Genomic DNA, 19,821 nt, shown 5'->3' on the forward strand with positions numbered 1-19,821 from the left:
CGGCTCAGGCGCTGTCGCGGGTGACGAGCGTCGACGGGAACGGGGTGCTCGGGGCGACCGGCTCACGCGTCAGCACGGCAGTGGCCGCGGCGGCGGCGATCCGGTCGACCGGGTGGGTCGCCGTGGTCAGCGGCGGGCTGCTGATCGCCGCGTACGGCAGGTCGTCGAACCCGGCCACCGCCACGTCGTGCGGTACGCGGATGCCGCGCCCGCGCAGCGCCGCGATCACGCCGAAGGCGGTGGCGTCGCTGGCCGCGTAGACCGCGTCGGCGTCCCGCCACCGGCGCAGTGCCTCCAGCGCCGCCCGGCCGCCCCGCGCCGCGGTGAAGTCGCCGGTGACCAGCCGCTCCGGCGCCCCCGCCTCCCGCATCAGCTCCCGGTACGTGGTCACCGAGCGCTCGGCGCAGCTCAGCCAGCGCGGCCCGGTGACCATGACGATGCGGCGGCGGCCGGTGGCGTACAGGTGACGCAGCACCTCGCCGGCGCCGCCGGCGTTGTCGACGTCGAACGACGGCACCGCCGGCGAGCCCTGACCGATCGAGACGATCGGGCCGCGCAGCCTCGGCGGCACCGCGTCCAGCGCGGCCTGGGTCGTGTTGACCAGGATCACGCCGCAGACGCCCCGGTCCGCGCCGAGCCGGGCCAGCCCGGACGGGTCGGCCAGTGGCAGCCACTCCAGCGCCACGCCGATGCCGTGCGGCGCGCACACCCGCGACGCCGCGCTCACCACCCGGTGCACGTACGGGTCGTCCAGGACCGTGTCGTCGCGGCCCACCACGGCCACCACCAGGCGTACGCCTGCTCCGCGCACCAGCGAGCGGGCCGCGAGGTCCGGCACGTAGCCGAGGCGGTCGGCGGCGGCGTGCACCCGCGCGCGAGCCTGCGCCGAGGTGAAGCCGTAGCTGCCGAGGACCCGGGAGGCGGTGGCCCGGGAGACCCCGGCGTCGCGGGCCACGTCGTCGAGGGTGGCGGGGCGTGCGGTCGGCGTACCCATGTCCGCATCATGCCTGCTCCCGCCCGGATGGGCGATGCCATAACAGCGCTTGTGGTGGAAGCGCTCTCAGGTGTGCGATTGTCGTCGGGAACCAGACGGGGGAAGGGACCACAGCACCGTGAGCAGCACCATCGACGCACCGGCCGGGAAGCGGCCACCGGCGCCCCGGGCGGTGCGCAGCGCCCGCAACGGCGTCGCCGTCGTCTTCGCCCTCAACGGGCTCGCGGTGGCGAGCTGGTTCTCCCGGGTCCCGGCGGCCCAGGACGCGCTCGACCTCAACCCGGGTGGGCTCGGCCTGCTGCTGCTCTGCGCCTCGGCGGGCTCGCTGCTGGCGATGCCGACCGCCGGCCTGGTCACCCAGCGGCTCGGGCCGGCGCGCACGGTGGCCGTGTCGGTGGTGCTGGTCTCGCTCGGCCTGACCGTGGCGGGTCTGTCCGCCAGCCTGGCCGGCTCGGTCGCCGGGGTGGGGCTCGGCCTCGCCGCGTTCGGCTTCGGCTCCGGCCTGTGCGACGTGGCGATGAACGTCGAGGGCGCGGCCGTGGAGAAGCGCCTCGGCTACACCATCCTGCCCCGGTTCCACGCCGCCTGGAGTCTCGGCTCGGTGGCCGGGGCCGGGCTCGGCGCCGGCGCCGCGCACTTCGGCGTACCCGTCGGCGTACACCTGCCGGTCCTGTCCGTGCTGATCCTGGCCGGCACGCTGGTCGGCGCCCGGGCGTTCCTCGCGGCCACCGCCGAGGCGGCCGGGGCCGGGGAGCCGGCGGCCCGGCGCCAGGCGCTGCTGGCCGCCTGGCGCGAGCCCCGCACGCTGCTGATCGGGCTGCTCGTGCTGGTCATGGCGTTCACCGAGGGCAGCGCCAACGACTGGCTCGCGGTGGCGTTCGTCGACGGGTACGGGGTCGACGAGGCCGTCGGCGCCGCCGTGTTCGGCGTGTTCGTGGTGGGCATGACGATCGGCCGCACCGTCGGCACCGTCGCCATCGACAGGTGGGGCCGGGTGCCGGTGCTGTTCACCACCATCGCGATGGCGTCGGCCGGCGCCGCGCTCGCCGTGCTGGCCGGGAACGGCCCCCTCGCGGTGGCCGGCGTCGCGCTGTGGGGACTCGGCGCCTCGCTCGGCTTCCCGGTCGGGATGAGCGCCGTCGCCGACGACGAGGACAAGGCCCCGGCCCGGGTGAGCGTGGTCGCCGTGATCGGCTACACCGCCTTCCTGGCCGGCCCGCCGCTGCTCGGCTTCCTCGGCGACCACTTCGGCGTGCTGTCCGCGCTCGTCGTGGTGCCGCTGCTCCTGCTGCCCACGCTCGCGCTGGTGCCGGTGCTGCGGGAACGCCCCGCAGCCCCGGACGCGCAGGCCGGCACCCCGGCGGCGAAGGTCGGCTGAGCCGCTCCAGCCGACTCCCACCGTGCTCCCAGCCGCCTGCCAGGCGGGCGTGCTGCACTGGAGCGAACGCCGAGGAGAGGAGGCGGGCATGGGCTGGTTCAGCCGCCGGGCCGCCGACCCGACGACGCCCACGAAGCTCGACCGCGAGGCGACCAAGGAGGACCTGGCGCAGCTGGAGGCGTTCGTCACCAGCCGGCGCGGGGTCGAGTTCTACCTGGAACCGGAGACCACCGCCACCGACACGACGGTGGTCGCCATCGCGCACGACGGCGAGTGGATCCGCCGCCGTACCGGTTCGCCCCGTGCCGCCGGCAAGATCGCCCAGAAGCACGCGGTGCCGCTGTACGAGGCGGCCCGCACCGGCTACCCGGAGCGGATGCGGGCGTGGAACCGGGCCCACCCGGAGCGCCGGGCCCGCTGACGGTCCGCCACGCCGACCGGCTGGCCGGAGCGGTCAGCCGGTCAGCGCGGCGACCAGCGCGTAGCCGAGGAACGCCGCGCCCAGGCCCGCGGCCACACTGAGCGCCACATTCGCGTACGCGAGGCGGCGCCCGCCCGCACGGGCCAGGCGCAGCGTCTCGTAGCTGAGCGTGGACCAGGTGGTCAGCGCGCCGCAGAAGCCGGTGCCGGCCAGCGCCGTCACGCCCGGGTCGACGGGTGCCGCGAGCAGGCCGCCGAGCAGCAGCGACCCGGCCACGTTGACGGTCAGCGTGCCCCACGGGAACGGCGAGCGGTGCCGGGCCTGCACCGCCCGGTCGGTCAGGTAGCGCAGTGGGGCGCCGATCGCGGCGCCGATCGCGACGAGCAGGACGGTCATCGGGCCGCCACCGTCCCGGCGGTCACGAGGTCCGCCCGTGCCGGGCGGCCAGCAGCCGTGCGGTCACCGTGTCCCCGGCGGCGACCGCCGCCAGCGCGCCGAGCACCGTGGCGGCCAGGTAGACGCCCGCCGTTCCGGGCGCGCCGTCGGTCAGCAGCCGCTGCGCGTCGACCGCGTACGCGGAGAAGGTGGTGAACCCGCCGAGCACGCCGACCCCGAGGAACGGCCGGGTCAGCGGGTGGACCGGCCGGGCGGCGAGCACCGCCATCAGCACGCCGATGAGCAGGCATCCGGTGACGTTGACGGCGAACGTGGCCCAGGGAAAGTCGCCGGGCTGGTGCGGCAGGGCGGCCTGGGCACCCGCCCGCGCGAGCGCGCCGAGCACGCCTCCGGCAGCGATCACGCCGAGCACCGCCGCCGGGTGCGCGGACAGTTCCGTCCGGTCCGCCGGTACGCGCAGGTCGACGTCAGGATCGACCCGGGGATCCGACACGACACCTCCCACCAGCACCCGCGAGCATAACCCCGCCCTCCCGCCCCGCCCCCGCCCCGCTCCCGGCGATCTTGCGGTTTCGGCCCCGGCGAAGGGCGCGAACCGGACACCCGAGGGGCGGCAAGTGCAAGATCGCGGGGGAGGGGGTGGGGGCGGCCGGGGAGGGTGGGGGCGGGCGTACGGTGGGCGGGATCGCCCCGGGGCGGCGGCGTCCGGGGTCCCTCGTACCAGGAGGTCACCGTGGAGGAGCGCACGCCCCGTCCGGAGGAGCTGGATCCCGTCGAGCGGATCGGCGTCGACGAGCTGCGCGCGCTGCAACGGGACCGGCTGCGGCACTCGCTGCGGCACGCGTACGACAACGTGCCCCACTACCGGCGCGCGTTCGACGCCCTCGGCGCGCACCCCGACGACCTGCGTGACCTGGCCGACCTGGCCCGCTTCCCGTTCACCACGAAGGCGGAGCTGCGGGAGAACTACCCGTTCGGCATGTTCGCGGTGCCGCGCGAGCGGATCGCCCGGCTGCACGCCTCCTCCGGCACCACCGGGCGTCCCACGGTGGTCGGCTATACCCGCGCCGACCTGGACACCTGGGCGAAGCTCATGGCCCGCTCGATCCGGGCCGCCGGGGGCCGCCGCGGCGACCGGGTGCACGTCGCGTACGGCTACGGGCTGTTCACCGGCGGCCTCGGCGCGCACTACGGCGCCGAGGAGCTGGGCTGCACCGTCGTGCCGGTCTCCGGCGGCATGACCGAGCGTCAGGTCACGCTGATCCGCGACCTCGAGCCGGAGGTCGTCATGGTGACCCCGAGCTACATGCTCGCCATCGTCGACGAGATGGAACGCCAGGGGATCGACCCGCGCGCCACCTCGCTGCGGGTGGGGATCTTCGGTGCCGAGCCGTGGACCGAGGACATGCGCCGTGAGCTGGAGCAGCGCCTGGACATGCACGCGCTCGACATCTACGGCCTGTCCGAGGTGATGGGCCCGGGTGTGGCGGTCGAGTGCGTGGAGACCAAGGACGGCCTGCACCTGTGGGAGGACCACTTCTACCCGGAGATCATCGACCCGGTCACCGGAGAGGTGCTGCCCGACGGACAGCGGGGTGAGCTGGTGCTGACCTCGCTGACCAAGGAGGCCATGCCGGTCGTCCGCTACCGCACCCGCGACCTGACCCGGCTGCTGCCCGGCACCGCCCGCCCGATGCGGCGCATCGAGAAGATCACCGGGCGGACCGACGACATGATGATCGTCCGCGGGGTGAACGTCTTCCCGACCCAGATCGAGGAGCTGATCCTGCGTACCCCGGCGTTGTCGCCGCACTTCCAGTGCGTGCTCGACCGGCGGGGCCGGCTCGACACGCTCACCGTGCACGTGGAGCGGCGCGCGGGCGCCGCCGCCGACGAGGCCGAGCGGGCCGGCGCCGCCCTCGTCGAGCAGGTGAAGAACACGATCGGGGTGTCGGTGGCGGTACGGGTGATCGAACCGGACGGGGTGGAGCGTTCGATGGGCAAGATGCGCCGCATCGTCGACCAGCGGCGGGAGTCCTGAGATGGCCGGTGACGGCGGCCGTACCGCGGCGCACGACATGTTCGACGCCGACGTGGCGTCCAAGGGTCTCGGCATCGAGCTCGTCTCGGCCGGCGACGGCGCGGCGGTGGCCCGGATGCGGGTCACCCCGGCGATGCTCAACGGGCACGCGATCGGGCACGGCGGCTTCGTGTTCCTGCTCGCCGACACCGCCTTCGCGCTGGCCTGCAACAGCCACGGCCCGGCGACGGTGGCGGCCGGCGGCGAGATCAGCTTCCTGCGCCCGGTGCGCGAGGGCGACCTGCTGGAGGCGTACGCCACCGAGCGGGTCCGGCACGGCCGCAGCGGCATCTACGACGTGACGGTGCGGCGCGGCGACGAGGTGGTGGCCGAGTTCCGGGGACGCAGCCGCACCATCGCCCGCGACTGACCCGCCCGGCCCGGCCGCCGGGTGACGTCCCGGCCGGAGTGGCCCCGTGCCCGCTCCGACCCGGACGTCACGCTCATGCGGCCAGCCCGAGCGTGCGCCCGCCGGGCTCGGTTCTTCGCCGGCCCACCCGCCCGGGCCGTCCGGGCCACCGCGTGGCGCCCGGTCCGGCCCGCACCGGCTGCCCCGGCCGTCCGGGCACCACCCGCAGCGGGTCGGAGCGATCGAGCCGGTCCGGCGGGACGGGCGCCGGTCGGGCCCCTCCACCCGACCGGCGCGACCGTCCCGCCCCGAGCGGGCACACGTCCCGCTCGTCGGCGTCCCGGACCGGGACGCCGGTTCCCGCTCCCGGCACGCGGCCGGCAGCGGTGTCCTTCGCGGTACGCAGGCGGCGGGCGAAGTCGGCGCGTACCGCACGCGACAGCCGCAGCGCGGCCACCCGGGCCACCAGCGCGTCGACCGTCCAGGCGCCGGCGGCGAGCGGGTGTACCAGCCCCGCCGCGGCCAGCGCCCGCAGCACCGGCTCGGCCCGGCCGGCGGGCCAGCCGAGCATCGCCTCCACCGCGGCGGCCACGACCGGGCCGCCCCGGGCGGCCCCGGCCAGCAGCGCCGCCCGGTGCGTACCGTCGAGCCGGTCCAGCCGGGCGTCCACCAGGCGGCGCGCGAACGCCGGCACGCCACCGGGCTCGCCGGCCGGATCGGCCGACGCGTACGCGGTCGCGACGGCCGGATTGCCGCCGACCAGCGCGACCAGCCGGCCGGCGAGCGCGGCGGGCCGCCCGGCCCGGTCGAGCAGGTGCCGCAGCAGCCGCCCGCTGTCCGACGCATCCAGCGGCTCCAGCGGGATCCGCCGCGCCGGGGCGGGCAGCGGGTCGGCCGAGCCGGCGCCGCACGTGGTGACCACCGCCAGCGGCAGTCCCCGCTGGTCCGCCGCCACGTGGAGCTGGTGCAGGAAGCGGCGCAACGCCGGGGCGGCCCGGTCCAGGTCGTCCACCGCGACCACCAGCGGCGCGTCGGCGGCCAGGCCGAGCAGCGCTTCCCGGCAGGCGACCACGGCGCGGGCCGCCACCGTGTCGTCGTCCGGCGCGGCGAGGAACGCGGCGAGCGCACCGCCGCCCGGACCGTCCGCGGCCGGACCGCCCGGCCGGTGCCGGACCAGGCCGGCCAGCGGCGCCAGTTCCCCGCACGGGTACGGCGGGCAGGCAGTCACCCGCACGCGCACCGGCACACCGTCCACGCTCGACACGGCGCGGGTCACCTCGTGCAGCAGCCGGCTGCGGCCGCTGCCCGGCGGACCGACCAGGGAGATCCACCGGGGACGCCGCTCCCGCAGGGCCCGGCTCACCTCGTCGGCGGCGCTCGCCACCTCGCGGCGACGGCCGACGAGCGGCGTACGATGCCGGGCCGGCCTGCTCCCGGCCGCCCCCGTGACCCGCCACACGTCCAGCGGAAGCGCCTTGCCGGCGAGCGTCAGCGTGGCGAGTGGACGCTGCTCGACCAGGCCGGCCACCGCGCCCCGGGTGACCGGGCAGACGACGACCCCGCCCGGCGGCGCGTGCTCCTGGAGGCGGGCCGCCGTGGTGATGACCGCGCCGCTGGCCGCGCCGTGGCCGCCGTCCCGGACCCCGGCCAGGTCCAGCAGCACCTCGCCGGTCGCCACGCCCACCCGCACGCGCAGCCGGACACCGGCCGGCCGCCGCCGCGCCAGCGCGGCCTGGATGTCCAGCCCGGCCCGCACCGCCCGGTACGCGTCCAGACCGTCCGAACCGGACGCGCCGAACAATGCCATCACGGCGTCGCCGACGTACTTCTCCACCACGCCCCGCCAGCGGCGCAGCACGGAGGCGACGGTGCCGAAGTAGGCGCGCTGCAGCGCCCGTACGTCTTCCGGGTCGAGCCGCTCCACCAGACGGGTCGAGCCGACGATGTCGACGAAGAGGACGGTCACGACACGTCGTTCCTCGGGCACCGGCCGGCACGCCGCGATGACGGCTTTCCGACTCCCCACGGGCGTGGTGATCAACATCGCACCCACCCTTTCCCTGTTGTGGTGCCCGACGACCTCAGCAGACTTCCACCACCGGGTTCTCGGGGGATCTGTAGGACGACGTATGTCGGGCACCCGCAACCATTAGTCGTGTAGTCGACGCGAGGAGTACGAGTCCGGCCCGAAGGCCGTAGAACGGTGCGGGGACCTGTGACTAGGCTGCGTCCCATGGCCAGCGACGTGGACACCGCACCGCTCGTCGGCCGGTCCGCCACCATGGCGACGCTGCGGTCGGCGCTCTACGACGACCTGCGGCCCGGGCAGACCGGCGCGGTGTTCCTCACCGGAGAGAGCGGAGTGGGCAAGACCCGCCTGCTGACCGAGGCCGGCGAGCAGTTGCGACGCGGCGGCGCGCTGGTGCTCACCGGCACCTGCCTCGACATCGGAGACGCCTCGCCGTTGCACCCGGTCCGGCAGGCGCTGCGCCGGCTCGACGCCGAGCAGGCCGACGCGCGCACCACATCGGCCGTCCGCGGGGTCCTGCAGGTCTTCGACGAGGAGACCCCCGGCCCGGACGGCGCCGGGGCGCTGCTGGAGCGGGTCGCCCAGGGCCTGCACCTGGTGGCCGGCGGGCGTCCGCTGGTGCTCGTCCTCGACGATCTGCAGTGGGTCGACCGCAGCACCCGACAGCTCCTGCTCTACCTCCTCGCCGGGCTGGGCGACCTCCAGCTCTCCGTGCTGGCCGCGATCCGGGCCGAGTCGCTGCGCGGCGCGCACCCGCTGCGCCGGGTGCTCACCGAGCTGCGCCGGCTGCGTTCGGTACGGGTGATCGACCTGCTGCCGCTGGACCGGTCCGCCACCGACGAGCTGGCGGCCGCGGTGGTCGGCGCGCCGTTGCCGCCGGAGGCCGCCGACCAGGTCTGGCAGCGCAGCGGCGGCAACCCGTTCGTGGTGGAGGAACTGGCCCGGGACCGGCGCGACGGCCGCGACGGCCTCTCCGACACGCTGCGCGAGGTGTTCCTCGACCGGGTCGACGCGCTGCCCCAGCCGGCGCACGCGGTGGTGCACGCGGTGGCGGCGGGCGTCGAACCGGTCGAGCACTGGCTGCTGGCCCAGGTGGTGCGGCTGCCCGAGGAGGAGCTGCTCGACGCGGTCCGCGAGGCGGTCGCGCACCGCCTGCTGGTCGGCGCCGACGACGGCTACCGGCTGCGGCACCGGCTGGTCGCCGAGGTCCTGGCCCACGAACTGCTGCCCGCCGAACGGGCCGCGCTGCACCGCCGCTACGCCGAGGCGCTCACCGCCGTACCGGCCGAACTGCACCAGGCCCGGCTCGCGCACCACTGGCGGCAGGCCGGCGAACCGGCCCGGGCGCTGCCCGCCGCGATGGCCGCGGCCCGCGAGGCGGAGCGACTGCACGGGTACGCCGAGGCGCACCGCCACTGGTCCGCCGCGCTGACCCTGGCCACCGAGCCGGCCGCCGTCCTGCCCGACGGGGGACTGCCGGAGCCGGTGGACGTGGACCGGGCCGAGCTGCTCAGTCACGCCGCCGAGGCCGCGCACCACAGCGGCGAGCACGCCCGCGCCCTCACGCTGCTCGAGGAACTGGCCGACGACCCGTCCGGCCCGCCGGTCTGCGGGTTGCGCATCCGCCGGGCCCGCTACCTGGCCGCGGCCGGCCGGTCGGCACCCGCGGAGCAGGAGTACCGGCGGGTGCTGGACTCGCCCGACTGCACGCCGCAGGAGCGGTGCACCGCCGCGGCCCGGCTGGCCGAGCTGCTGCTGCACCTGGGCCGCTACGCCGAGGCCGGCGACCAGGCCCGGGAGGCCCTCGCGCTCGCCGCCGACGTTCCCGGCACCACCTCCGAGGTGGTGATGGCCAGCGCCGCGCTCGGGTTCAGCGAGGCGTTCCTGGAGGATCCGGCCGCCGGGCTGGCGGTGATGCGCCAGGCGCTGGACACCGCCGAGCGGGCCGGGCGCCCGGAGGACGTGGCCTGCGCGTACCTGCACCTGGCCGAGCTGCTCACCGGGCCGCTGAACATCCTCGAGGAGGGGGTGGTGGTGGCCCGCCGGGGTGCCGACCGGGTCGCCGAGCTGGGGCTCGGCCGCACCTGGGAGACCCGGCTGCTGGCGGTGGCGACGAACGGACTGTTCCGGGTGGGGCAGTGGGCCGAGGCGGAGAAGGTCGTCGCCGCCGCGCTGCGGCACCGCCCGTCCGGGGCCGACGCGGTCGAGCTGCTACTGGCCCGGTGCCGGCTGTCCGTCGGGTACGGCGACGTCGAGGCGTCCGACCGCGACCTGGAGGCGGTGGCGACGGTGCTGGCCGGTGGCGGCGCCCGGCACGTGCTGCCGATGCTCATCCTGCGCGCCGGCCTGGCCATGTGGCAGGGCCGGCACGACCTGGCCCGGCAGGCGGTGCAGCGGGGCCTGACCGAGAGCCGCTCCGACGACGTGATCGTGCTGGCCACGCTGGCCTGGCACGGGCTGCGCGCGGAGGCCGAGGCGACGGCCAGCCGCACGATCGAGGTCGACCCGAACGCGGTACGCCGACTGCGCGAGGTGGTCGACCGGGTGACCGGCAAGAGCGCCAAGGCGGGCGCCCCGGTGCGCTACGTGGCCGAGGGGTTCCTGGCGCTCTGCGAGGCCGAGCTGAGCCGGCTCGAGGACGGCCGCGGCGACCCCGCGCTGTGGGAGCGTTCCGCCGCCGAGTGGGACCGGCGCAACCACCCCTACCCGGCCGCGTACTCGCGGTTGCGGCAGGCCGAGGCGCTGCTGGGCCGCCGCAGCCGGGTGGCCACCGCCGGCAAGCTGCTGCGCCGGGCGCACGAGATGGCCCAGTCGCTCGGCGCGGTGCCGCTGACCGCGGAGATCCGTACCATCGCCGCGCGGGCCCGGGTGACTGTGGACGCCGCGCCGGAGGCCGCGCCGGTGCCCCGGCAGCGGGCGGCGGCGCCCGCCGGACCGGCGGTGGACGAGCTGGCGACGCTCACCGCGCGGGAGCGGGAGGTGCTCGCCGCGGTCGCCGAAGGGCTGACCAACCGGGAGATCGGCCAGCGGCTGTTCATCAGCGAGCGGACCATCGGCGTCCACGTCTCGCACATCTTCGACAAGCTCCAGGTCCGCACGCGGGTGCAGGCCAGCGCCATCTTCCTGCGCAACGGCGCGGAATAGGCGTACGTCGGCAATACGTCGTTCGACGGATCCCTGTGTGGACGGTGACTGGCAGGCTGTCCCGCGGAACAGGGGTGGCGTCGTGGGGGCGCCGGCCGGCTGATGGAGGAGAGATGACCGAACCGGTCTGGGGTCCTGTGCACCAGGACATCGTCGGCCTTCTCGCCGACCATCCCGCCGACGTGCCGGCGGTCGTGGACCATCTGACCAAGCTGCAGGACCTGCTGGTCCGGCTGCCGCCGCTGGAGGAGAGCTGCCCGCTCGCCGACTTCAACAAGCTCTACCTGATCATCACCAGCACCGTGCTCGACGGCCTGTACGACGACCGGTTCTGCGACCCGGCCTTCCTGGCCCGGCTGGACGTGGAGTTCGCGGCCCGCTACTTCGAGGCGCTGCGGTTCTGGACCGACTCCAGCCCGAGCACCCCGAAGGCGTGGTCGTGCCTGTTCAAGCGCATGCGCGGCCCGGACGCCCGGCCGCTGCCGTCCGCCGCCGCGGGCGTCAACGCGCACATCAACTACGACCTGCCGTTCGCGCTGGTGACCACGTTCGACAGCCTGGAGTCCGAGCCGATCGACGGCAGCGACCAGCACCGCGACTACCTGGAGATCAACAAGATCTTCGCCGAGCGGATCCCGGAGCTGCGCCGTGGCTACCTGGACAACTGGCAACTCATGATCGACATGGTGAACGGCGACATCGACGACTGGTACCAGGGCGAACTGGTGGGGTACACCCGGAACGTGGCCTGGCGCAACGCGCAGAAGATCTGGCGCTGCCGGCACGACCCGGACGCCCGCGAGTGTGAGCGGACGCGGCTGGACGACAACGCCGCGCTGCTCGGCCGGCTGCTGCTGTCGCCCCTCGGGGCGTTCCTGCAGTAGCCGGGACGGGGGGTTCCCGCGTCCCGCCGTCCGGGCGCGGGACGCGGGAACGCCCCCCGGGGTGTCGAGCCCGCCGCACCGGGTACCTCGCCGCCGTGCCGCGAGACGAACCAGCCGGCCCCGGGGCGCTCCCGCCGGGCCCGGTCCGCCGCTTCCCGTTCCGCTTCGACCCGGCGTTCCGGCTGCCGCTGGCCCTGCTCGGGGTCCGGCCCGCCACGGCCTGGCTGGACTGGGGACCGGACGCGCTCGTCGTCCGGTTCGGTCCCTGGCTGCTGCGCACCACGCCGGACAACGTCACCGGGGCGGAGCTGAGCGGACCGTACCGCTGGTGGCGGGCGATCGGCCCGCACCTGTCGGCGGCCGACGGCGGGGTGACCTTCGGCGCGAGCGTGGCCGGCGGCGTCTGCCTGCGCTTCGCCGAGCCGGTTGCGGCGCTGGTGCCCGGCCCTTGGCTGCGGCACCCGGCGGTGACCGTCACCGTGGCCGACCCGGCGGCGGTGCGCGCGCTGGCCCGCTGACCGGATCTTTGACCGGTTCGGCCGAGCCGCGCCCGGGACAAGCCCTACCGTCTTTGCCAGGGGGACGAAGGGGAGCAGATGGGGCAGGCGGGGGACGCGGAGCAGCCCAGGCGTGCGCGGGAGCGGCGCCGGGAGGCGCACGCGGCCGCGGCGGCCCGCGCCGGGCGGCACGGCGACCACGCCGAACGGTCCGGCCGTACGGCGCCGGAACTGCCGGAACGGGTGGCGGCCCCGGCACGGCCGGCCGCGCCGGCGGGCCGGCTGCACCGGTGGCTGTTCGCGCACCGGGTCGAGCCGGTCGGCCCGGAGGTCCGCGAGCACCAGACCCGGTCCCACCCGTGGTGGCAGGTGATGTGCCTGACCGGCGTCGACTACTTCTCCACGCTGTCCTACCTGCCCGGCATCGCCGCCGTGGCGGCCGGCGCGCTCAGCCCGCTGGCCACGCTGCTGATCGTGGCGCTGACGCTGCTCGGGATGCTGCCGATGTACCGCCGGGTGGCCCGGGAGAGCCCGCACGGGCAGGGCTCGGTGGCCATGCTGGAACGGCTGCTGCCGTTCTGGCGGGGCAAGGTCTTCGTGCTGGTGCTGCTCGGCTTCGTCGCCACCTCGTGGATCATCACGATCACGCTCTCCGCCGCCGACGCCAGCGTGCACCTGCTGGAGAACCCGGTCCTGCCCGCGTCGTTCCCGCACGGGCAGACGGCGGCGGTGCTGGTCACCGTGGCACTGCTGCTCGTGCTCGGCGGCGTGTTCCTGCTCGGGTTCAGCGAGGCCGTGCAGGTCGCCATCCCGCTCGTGGCGGTGTTCCTGGCGCTGAACGCGGTGGTGGTGGTCGCCGGCGTGGCCGAGGTCGCCGCCGACCCGGGTCTGCTCGACGACTGGACCGGGCGGCTGGCCGACGCCGGCGGGCCCGGCGACATCGTGGTCACGAGCGTGCTCGCGTTCCCGCTGCTGGTGCTCGGCCTGTCCGGTTTCGAGACCGGGGTGAGCATGATGCCGCTGGTGCGCGGCGAGGGCGACGACGCGCAGCGGCGGCTGGACGCCCGGATCCGCAACACCCGGCGGCTGCTCACCACGGCCGCGCTGATCATGTCGGTCTACCTGATCGCCACCACGTTCGTCACCACCGTGCTGATCCCGCCGGAGGCGTTCGACCCCGGCGGGCCGGCCAACGGCCGGGCGCTCGCCTTCCTCGCCCACGAGCACCTCGGGGAGGGGTTCGGCACCGTCTACGACATCAGCAGCGTGCTCATCCTCTGGTTCGCCGGCGCGTCGGCGATGGCCGGGCTGATCAACATCGTGCCCCGTTATCTGCCCTCGTACGGCATGGCGCCGGAGTGGGGGCGGGCGGTGCGCCCGGTGGTGCTCGTCTACACCGCGATCAGCATCGCCATCACGATCGCGTTCGGCGCCGACGTGAACGCCCAGGCCGGCGCGTACGCCACGGGCATCCTCGCGATGATGGTCTCCGGCGCGATAGCGGTGACCATCGCGGCGTTGCGCGCCCGCAGCCGCGCCGCCGCGGCCGGCTTCGCGCTGCTCACCGCCGTGCTGCTGTACGCGCTGGTGGAGAACGTGGTGGCCAAGCCCGACGGGATCACCATCTCCGGGTTCTTCATCGCCGGGATCATCGCGGTGTCGCTGATCTCCCGGGTCACCCGGACCACCGAGCTGCGCGCCGAGCGGATCGAGTTCGACGAGCCGGCCCGACGCTTCGTCGACGAGTCCGTCGCCCGGGACGGGCGGCTGCACCTGATCGCCAACAAGCGGCAGCGCGGGTCGGTCAAGGAGTACCGGGTCAAGGAGCGGGCGCAACGGTCGATGAACCCGGTGCCGGGCGCCGCCGACGTGCTGTTCCTGGAGATCGACGTGAGCGACCCGTCCCAGTTCAGCCAGGTGCTGCGGGTGCACGGGGTGGAGTCCGGTGGCTTCCGGATCCTGCGCGCCAGCAGCCCGGCCGCGCCGAACGCGATAGCCGCGATCCTGCTGGCGCTGCGCGACGCCACGGGCGTGCGCCCGCACTGCCACTTCGAGTGGTCGGAGGGGAACCCGATCGCGCACCTGCTGCGCTACCTCATCCTCGGCCGGGGCGACACCCCGCCAGTGGTGCGGGAGATCATCCGCAAGTCCGAGCCGGACCCGACCCGCCGTCCCGGCATCCACGTCGGCGGGTGAGGAACGGCCGGGACACGGGACCGGCCGAGGCGCGGTGGGCTAGCCGAGCGCGCGTACCCGGGCGAGCAGGTCGCGGGCGCAGAAGTCCAGGAAGCCGTCCGGGTCCGGGCCGGCGTTCTGGAACACGATGTGGTCGAAGCCGGCCTCGACGTACGTCCGCGCCTTCTCCACGTGCGGCGTCGCGTCCGGGCCCACGGAGAACTGCCGCCGGATGTGGTGGTCCTCGACCCAGGAGGTGGCGGCGTCGAAGTTCACCGGGTTGGGCAGCTCGCTCATCACCTTCCAGCCGGTGACCGCCCAGCGGCTGGTCTCCTTCGCCGCGCGTACCGCCGACTCCTCGTCGGCGGCCCAGGCCATCGGCACCTCGGCGTAGCGGGGGCCCTGGCCGCCGGCGTTGCGGTACTGGTCGACGATCGACGCCTTCGGCTCGGTGGCGAACAGTCCGGTGCCCAGCTCGGCCGCGAGACCTGCCGACTCCCGGCCGCTGGCGGCCACGGCGAGGACCGGCGGCTGGTCGGGCAGGTCCCAGATCCGGGCGTCCTCCAGCTGCAGGTGCCGGCCGTCGTACGAGCGGTATCCGCCCTGCCAGAGCAGCCGGATGATCTCCAGCGCCTCGCGCAGCCGCTCGTGCCGCCCCCGGACGCTCGGGAATCCCTGCCCGACGACGTGTTCGTTGAGCCGCTCGCCGGCGCCCACCCCGAGCGTGAACCGCCCGTCGGAGATCAGCGCCATGGTGGCGGCGGCCTGCGCGACGATCGCCGGGTGGTAGCGGACCGAGGGGCAGGTGACCCCGGTGGCGAGGCCGATGCGGGTGGTACGCGCGGCGATGGCGCCGAGCGCGCTCCAGGTGAAGCAGGAGTGCCCCTGCACCTCCAGCCAGGGATGGTAGTGGTCGCTCATCTCGACGAAGTCGAAGCCGGCCTCCTCGGCCCGGACCGCCTGCCGGATGAGTTCCTGGGGCCCGAACGCCTCCGAGGCGAGCTTGTAGCCGATCCGCATGCCCGGTTCTCCGTTCCCGTCGTCGGCGAACCGCTGCCGTTCCCACCCGTTCCGCCCGCAAACCCGGCCGGACCCAGCCTCCTAGGATGCCGTAGGGGTGGTGACCCGGCGGACACGAAACGGCCCGCGCTCGACGGGCGGGCGCGGGCCGGGAGGGGAGTACGGGAGCGGCGGCCTACTTCGACGGCTCGGGGAGCTTGCAGTCCACCTTCGGGTTGGCGCCGATGTAGTTCAGCGGGCCGGCCACGATGGTGACCAGGATCGTGCCCGCCTCCGCACAGTTGGTTTCGTCGTTGCCGTAGTAGCCGCGCTGACCGGCGGCGATGGCGCCGATGATGAGCCAGATGACGACCAGGACGCCGACTATCGAGGTGCCGCGCATCAGTTGCCTCCACTGGGGTTGTGGTGGATTCGAGGTGGAGGCCTTGTACCCCGTCCGGGTGATCCGCCAAACGGCGCGCAGGTGCCGGCACGGCCGATTCCGATTACCTCAGTGCGGCGGCATCGGCTCCTCCGGCGGGCGGCCCCGGCTGCGGCGGTAGTCGGCGAACGCCACTCCGGCCAGGACCAGCATCGCCCCGGCCGAGGCGTAGACCGGCGCGAGGAACAACCCGGCCGGCGCGATCGACAGCAGCGCCAGCACCCCGCCCGGCCGCGACGGCGAGACCCGGCTGAACACCTCGTACTCGAAGGCGGCCCGCCCGGCCAGGAACAGCGCCGGCCCGCCGAGGATCACCGCCAGCCAGGCCGGCGGCGTGTGGCCGGTCGGCTCCAGCAGGACCAGGTCGAACCCCGCCGCGGTGGTCACCACCCCGGCCACCATCAGCAGATGGGTGTACGGCGCGGTGTTGAGAAACCGGCTCGGCTGGGCGGCCCGGGCGATGGCGTGCGGCAGCAGCTCACCGGACTTGTGTACGTAGATGCGCCAGAGCAACAGCGTGGTGGCGAACGCGGTGGCGAACGCGACCAGGTTCTCCGCCTCGGAGTGGTGCAGGCTGAACACGGTGCCGGCGACCAGCACGGCGTCGCCCAGCGCGATGATGAAGAACTGCTGGTACCGCTCGGACAGGTGCTCGGCGGTCACGTTGCGCTGGGCCTCCGGCACCGCGCCCAGACCGGGCACCGGGTACGCCAGACGGAACCCCAGGTAGTCGATGGCCAGGGCGGCGGCCCAGAACCACAGGCGGGCGGTGCCGTGCGCGGCCAGCGCGCCGACCAGCCAGGGCACCGCCGACACGGCGAACCAGACGAAGATACGCAGTGCCCGGCGGTTGCTCTGCGGGTGCCGCCGGACGGCGGGCATGAGGAACAGGCCGCGTCCGAGATGGATCGCCACGTACGTGCCGCCGAACACCAGCCCTCGGGCGCCGAACGCCTCCGGGATGGCGGTGGTCATCAGCAGGGCGCCGAACATCACCGCCACGATCAGCAGCTTGATCTCGGTACGCTGCGGGTCGTAGATGTCGGTGACCAGCGTGGTGATCGCCCAGGTCCACCAGATCGCCATCAGCATGACCAGGGACTCGGCGGCCCGTTCCCAGGTCACCGACCCGACCAGGTTGCGCGAGATCAACGCGAGCGCGACCACGTACACCAGGTCGAAGAAGAGTTCGAGCAGCGTCACCCGGCGCGGCGCCTCCGGGTCGCGGACCGGCGGTCGCCGGCCTGCGGGCTCCGGCGCTGCGGTGGGCACGAGACGCTCCTGCGGGTGGCGGTACGCGCGGCGGGCCGTCGCGGCCCCTCACCGACCGTAGCGACGCCCGTCCCCGCCCGGTCCGTTTTCCGGCATACCGCTCCGGGTGGGGGTGATGGGGTGGTGATGTGGCCAGTCCGGCGTGCTGGCGGATGGCGGAACGCGCCGGGCCGGTGGCGACCATCGTCACCACCGGCCCGGAACGCGCAGGACCGTCTACTCGGCGCCGGCCGGGAGCACCCGGTCGGCATCCGCGCCGATACCCGCCAGCACCTTCGCCTGCTGCGGCCAGGTGGCCAGACCCGGCGCGGAGCGCAGGCCGGCGGCCTTCACGGTCTGCCGCAGCGCGGCCTCGTCCAGCTCGGCGAGCTGCCGGTAGGTGCGGATCCCGGCGTCCTGCAGGGCGGCGGCCAGCTTCGGCCCGATGCCCTGGATCCGCCGGAAGTCGTCCGGCGCGTCGCTGTCCGCCGCGGCCGGGGCGCCGTTCTCGACCGAGGTACGCGGCGCGGGCACGGCGACCGGCTCGGCGGCCTCGACCGGCTCGGTGGCCTCGACCGGCGCGGCCTCGGTGGCCGGCGCGTCGACGGCCGCGCCGACCGCGGGCTGCTTCTCCGTGACGGGCTCGTCCTCGGCGAGGGTGGCCGGAGCCGCCACCGGCTCGGCGTCGGCGGTGGCCGGAACCGTCACCGGGTGGGCGTCGGCGGTGGCCGGAGCCGGCTCGGCGTCGGCCACGGGCGCGGCAACCTGCTCGGGCTCGGGCTCGGGCTCGGGCTCGGCCGAGGGCGACACCGGCTCGGCGGCGACGGGCTCGGACACGACGGGCTCGGCGGTGACCGGCTCGGTGGCGACGGGCTCGGACACGACCGGCTCGGACACGACCGACTCGGCGGCGACCGGCTCGGACACGGCGGGCTCGGCGGCGACGGCCTCGGCGGCGGCGGGGGAGGACTCGGCTGGCTCGTCGGCGGTGCGGGCGGCGGTGGCGACGGCCGGTTCGGCGGTCGCGGACTCGGTGGGCGCGGGCTGCTCGGCCAGCGTGGCGGCCGCCGGGGGCTCGTCGACCACGGCGACCGGGCGCGGCTCGTCGACGGTGGCGGTCACCGCGGGGGTGGTCTCCACCGTGGGCGTCGCCGGGGTGCCGGACCGGCGGCGGCCGACCAGGAACCAACCGGCGCCGAATCCGATGAGCAGGGCCAGTATCACGAAAAGCCACTGCCCGAAGCTCGACGGCATGGCCAACCTCCTTCTATATGTACGTGCACGACGGTGCCGAAAGACTCGGGGCAGCTTCGCACACGCGCGCGGCGCACGACAGGCAGGCCGGGGCCGGGCCACGACGGTGGGACCGGCGGTGTCGGCCGGTGGCCGGAGCATGACCGAGCGTGTGCCGTACGGCCGCGTCGAACGGCGTCGGAGGGCGGGGAGACGCCCCGGAACCCGGTGCCGTGCGTGGTTCCGGGGCGTCCCGTCCGTCGCCCGTGGCCGGTCAGTGGATCCGGTCGGGCGCAGGGGTGTCGGAGGCGTCCCAGCTGTAGAAGCAGCCGGCCACGGCGTCGCGGGGGGAGTTCCAGGTCGGCAGGTACGGCGAGGTGTGCGCGGAGAGCCGCTTGTTCACCTGTTCGTAGAGCGGGTGGTCGCGCAGTTCCGCGGTCAGCCCGGGGTCGACGTCGACGGTCTCCATCAGATGGACGCACAGGTCGTGCAGGTAGTACAGCGACCGGTGCCGCACGCCGGTGAGGTGGGGGAGTTCGGTCGCGTCGGCCTCGGCGAAGATCTGCGCCACCCGTCCCTGCGCGCCCGGCACGATCCGGCTGACCACCAACAGTCGACTCATCGTGACCCCTCTCGCCGCGGCGGTGCTGGGTTCACGGTGCCGGTCGCGCTGTCACCTGGCCGTCACCGCGTACCCCGGGGCATTGATGGTGGTGGCGGCGCGGCGGGGGCGCGCGGCGCCGGCTTGGCGGTCCGGTCGGTGCGGCGCGGCGGCGGCTCCGGGCGGCTGGCCCGGCGGATCGGCGCGAGGGTGTCGTCGAGCAGCGCGGTCATCGCCGGGGACGGTTCCAGGCGCAGCTCGCGCAGGAGCAGGTCCCGGTAGACGTAGAAGGAGTGGACCGCCTCGAACGCGTTGCCCTCGGCCAGGTGGATGCGGACCACCAGTCGGTGCGGGGTCTCCCGCAGCGGCTCGGCGGCCATCGCCTCCAGCGCGGCCTCCAGCGCCTCGCCGTGCCGTCCGGCGGCGAGGTGGTTGCCGGCGAGTTCCTCCAGCATGTGCAGGCGCAGCTGGCGCAGCCGTTCGCGTTCCAGCAGCACCCAGTCGTCGTACCAGCCGGGGAGCAGGTCGTGGCGTCCGGCGCCGGCGGCGCCGCGCGGGACGGCGCCCTCGCGGACCAGCGCGGCGGTCTCCACCAGGTCGTCCACGTCGAGGCGGACGGTCGGTCCGAGGCGGACGGTGTCGCCGTCGGTGCGCAGCGGGCAGCACGGGTCCTGCCGCAGCCGCCACAGGGCGGTCCGCAGCGACGACAGCGCCCGCTCCTCCGGCGTCTCGGGCCACAGCAGCCCGGCGAGGTGGCTGCGGGTCGCGGCCGGCCGCAGGCCGATCAGGGCGATGACGCGCTGCAACCCCCGGGGTACGACCACCGGCGCGTCGTCGTGCAGCAGCTGGAATCCGCCGAGCAGGTGCAGTGACACCCGTGGGGCGGGTTCGCCCGCCGTCGGCATTCTCGATCCACCCGACACGGCGCACCCCCCAGCACCGGAACCC

At 75.2% G+C, this 19,821-nt stretch carries 18 protein-coding genes; 8 read left to right on the forward strand and 10 right to left on the reverse strand.

The annotated features are described in order from the left end of the window. Positions 1–4 precede the first annotated feature (4 nt). On the reverse strand, positions 5–994 hold the full coding sequence (locus tag O7607_RS25220) for a LacI family DNA-binding transcriptional regulator (RefSeq protein WP_269705691.1): 990 nt from the start codon (positions 992–994) through the stop codon (positions 5–7). A gap of 118 nt (positions 995–1,112) precedes the next feature. On the opposite strand from O7607_RS25220, the gene O7607_RS25225 reads away from it, so the two are divergent. Then, entirely contained in the window at positions 1,113–2,372 is a 1,260-nt protein-coding gene (locus O7607_RS25225) for an MFS transporter (RefSeq protein ID WP_269705692.1), read from the forward strand. 88 nt (positions 2,373–2,460) lie between these two features. Further along, a complete protein-coding gene (locus O7607_RS25230; protein WP_030499339.1) occupies positions 2,461–2,793 on the forward strand; it encodes a hypothetical protein in 333 nt (110 codons plus the stop codon). A 33-nt stretch (positions 2,794–2,826) separates the two neighbouring features. On the opposite strand, the gene O7607_RS25235 is transcribed toward O7607_RS25230, so the two are convergent. Further along, a complete protein-coding gene (locus O7607_RS25235; RefSeq protein WP_269705693.1) occupies positions 2,827–3,189 on the reverse strand; it encodes a fluoride efflux transporter FluC in 363 nt (120 codons plus the stop codon). A 22-nt stretch (positions 3,190–3,211) separates the two neighbouring features. Then, the gene (locus O7607_RS25240) at positions 3,212–3,694 is read right to left on the reverse strand and encodes a FluC/FEX family fluoride channel (protein WP_269705694.1); all 483 of its coding nucleotides are present in this window, start codon (positions 3,692–3,694) and stop codon (positions 3,212–3,214) included. 228 nt (positions 3,695–3,922) lie between these two features. On the opposite strand from O7607_RS25240, the gene paaK reads away from it, so the two are divergent. Further along, positions 3,923–5,230, forward strand: a complete 1,308-nt coding sequence (paaK, locus tag O7607_RS25245; RefSeq protein WP_269705695.1) for a phenylacetate--CoA ligase PaaK — start codon at positions 3,923–3,925, stop codon at positions 5,228–5,230. A gap of 1 nt (position 5,231) precedes the next feature. Continuing rightward, entirely contained in the window at positions 5,232–5,639 is a 408-nt protein-coding gene (gene paaI / locus O7607_RS25250; RefSeq protein WP_091417677.1) for a hydroxyphenylacetyl-CoA thioesterase PaaI, read from the forward strand. A gap of 73 nt (positions 5,640–5,712) precedes the next feature. Here the strand turns inward: paaI and O7607_RS25255 are convergent, their stop codons facing one another. Further along, complete coding sequence (locus tag O7607_RS25255; RefSeq protein WP_269705696.1) at positions 5,713–7,584, reverse strand: adenylate/guanylate cyclase domain-containing protein; 1,872 nt, start codon at positions 7,582–7,584, stop codon at positions 5,713–5,715. Positions 7,585–7,851: 267 nt separating this feature from the next. Between O7607_RS25255 and O7607_RS25260 the strand changes: the two genes are divergently transcribed. From O7607_RS25260 to O7607_RS25275, 4 genes are all read left to right on the forward strand, one after another. After that, entirely contained in the window at positions 7,852–10,791 is a 2,940-nt protein-coding gene (locus O7607_RS25260) for a helix-turn-helix transcriptional regulator (protein ID WP_269705697.1), read from the forward strand. Positions 10,792–10,904: 113 nt separating this feature from the next. After that, entirely contained in the window at positions 10,905–11,675 is a 771-nt protein-coding gene (locus tag O7607_RS25265) for a DUF5995 family protein (RefSeq protein ID WP_269705698.1), read from the forward strand. Positions 11,676–11,770: 95 nt separating this feature from the next. Next, complete coding sequence (locus O7607_RS25270) at positions 11,771–12,193, forward strand: hypothetical protein (protein WP_269705699.1); 423 nt, start codon at positions 11,771–11,773, stop codon at positions 12,191–12,193. 78 nt (positions 12,194–12,271) lie between these two features. After that, entirely contained in the window at positions 12,272–14,368 is a 2,097-nt protein-coding gene (locus tag O7607_RS25275; protein ID WP_269705700.1) for an amino acid transporter, read from the forward strand. Positions 14,369–14,407: 39 nt separating this feature from the next. Here the strand turns inward: O7607_RS25275 and O7607_RS25280 are convergent, their stop codons facing one another. From O7607_RS25280 to O7607_RS25305, 6 genes are all read right to left on the reverse strand, one after another. Then, entirely contained in the window at positions 14,408–15,367 is a 960-nt protein-coding gene (locus O7607_RS25280) for a TIGR03557 family F420-dependent LLM class oxidoreductase (RefSeq protein ID WP_269705701.1), read from the reverse strand. A gap of 175 nt (positions 15,368–15,542) precedes the next feature. Further along, positions 15,543–15,749, reverse strand: coding sequence for a hypothetical protein (locus tag O7607_RS25285; protein WP_013286658.1), 207 nt, complete (start codon positions 15,747–15,749; stop codon positions 15,543–15,545). Between the two features lie 108 nt (positions 15,750–15,857). Next, a complete protein-coding gene (locus O7607_RS25290; protein ID WP_269705702.1) occupies positions 15,858–17,060 on the reverse strand; it encodes a low temperature requirement protein A in 1,203 nt (400 codons plus the stop codon). Between the two features lie 216 nt (positions 17,061–17,276). After that, positions 17,277–18,293 (reverse strand): helix-hairpin-helix domain-containing protein, encoded by a 1,017-nt coding sequence (locus O7607_RS25295; protein ID WP_269705703.1) that lies wholly within the window; start codon positions 18,291–18,293, stop codon positions 17,277–17,279. A 253-nt stretch (positions 18,294–18,546) separates the two neighbouring features. After that, entirely contained in the window at positions 18,547–18,894 is a 348-nt protein-coding gene (locus O7607_RS25300; RefSeq protein WP_269705704.1) for a TcmI family type II polyketide cyclase, read from the reverse strand. Between the two features lie 62 nt (positions 18,895–18,956). Then, positions 18,957–19,796: an AfsR/SARP family transcriptional regulator gene (locus tag O7607_RS25305; protein ID WP_269705705.1), complete on the reverse strand. Its 840-nt coding sequence runs from the start codon at positions 19,794–19,796 to the stop codon at positions 18,957–18,959. Positions 19,797–19,821: the final 25 nt, after the last annotated feature.

Origin of the sequence: Micromonospora sp. WMMA1949 (assembly GCF_027460145.1) — a bacterium.
GTDB lineage: Bacteria > Actinomycetota > Actinomycetes > Mycobacteriales > Micromonosporaceae > Micromonospora.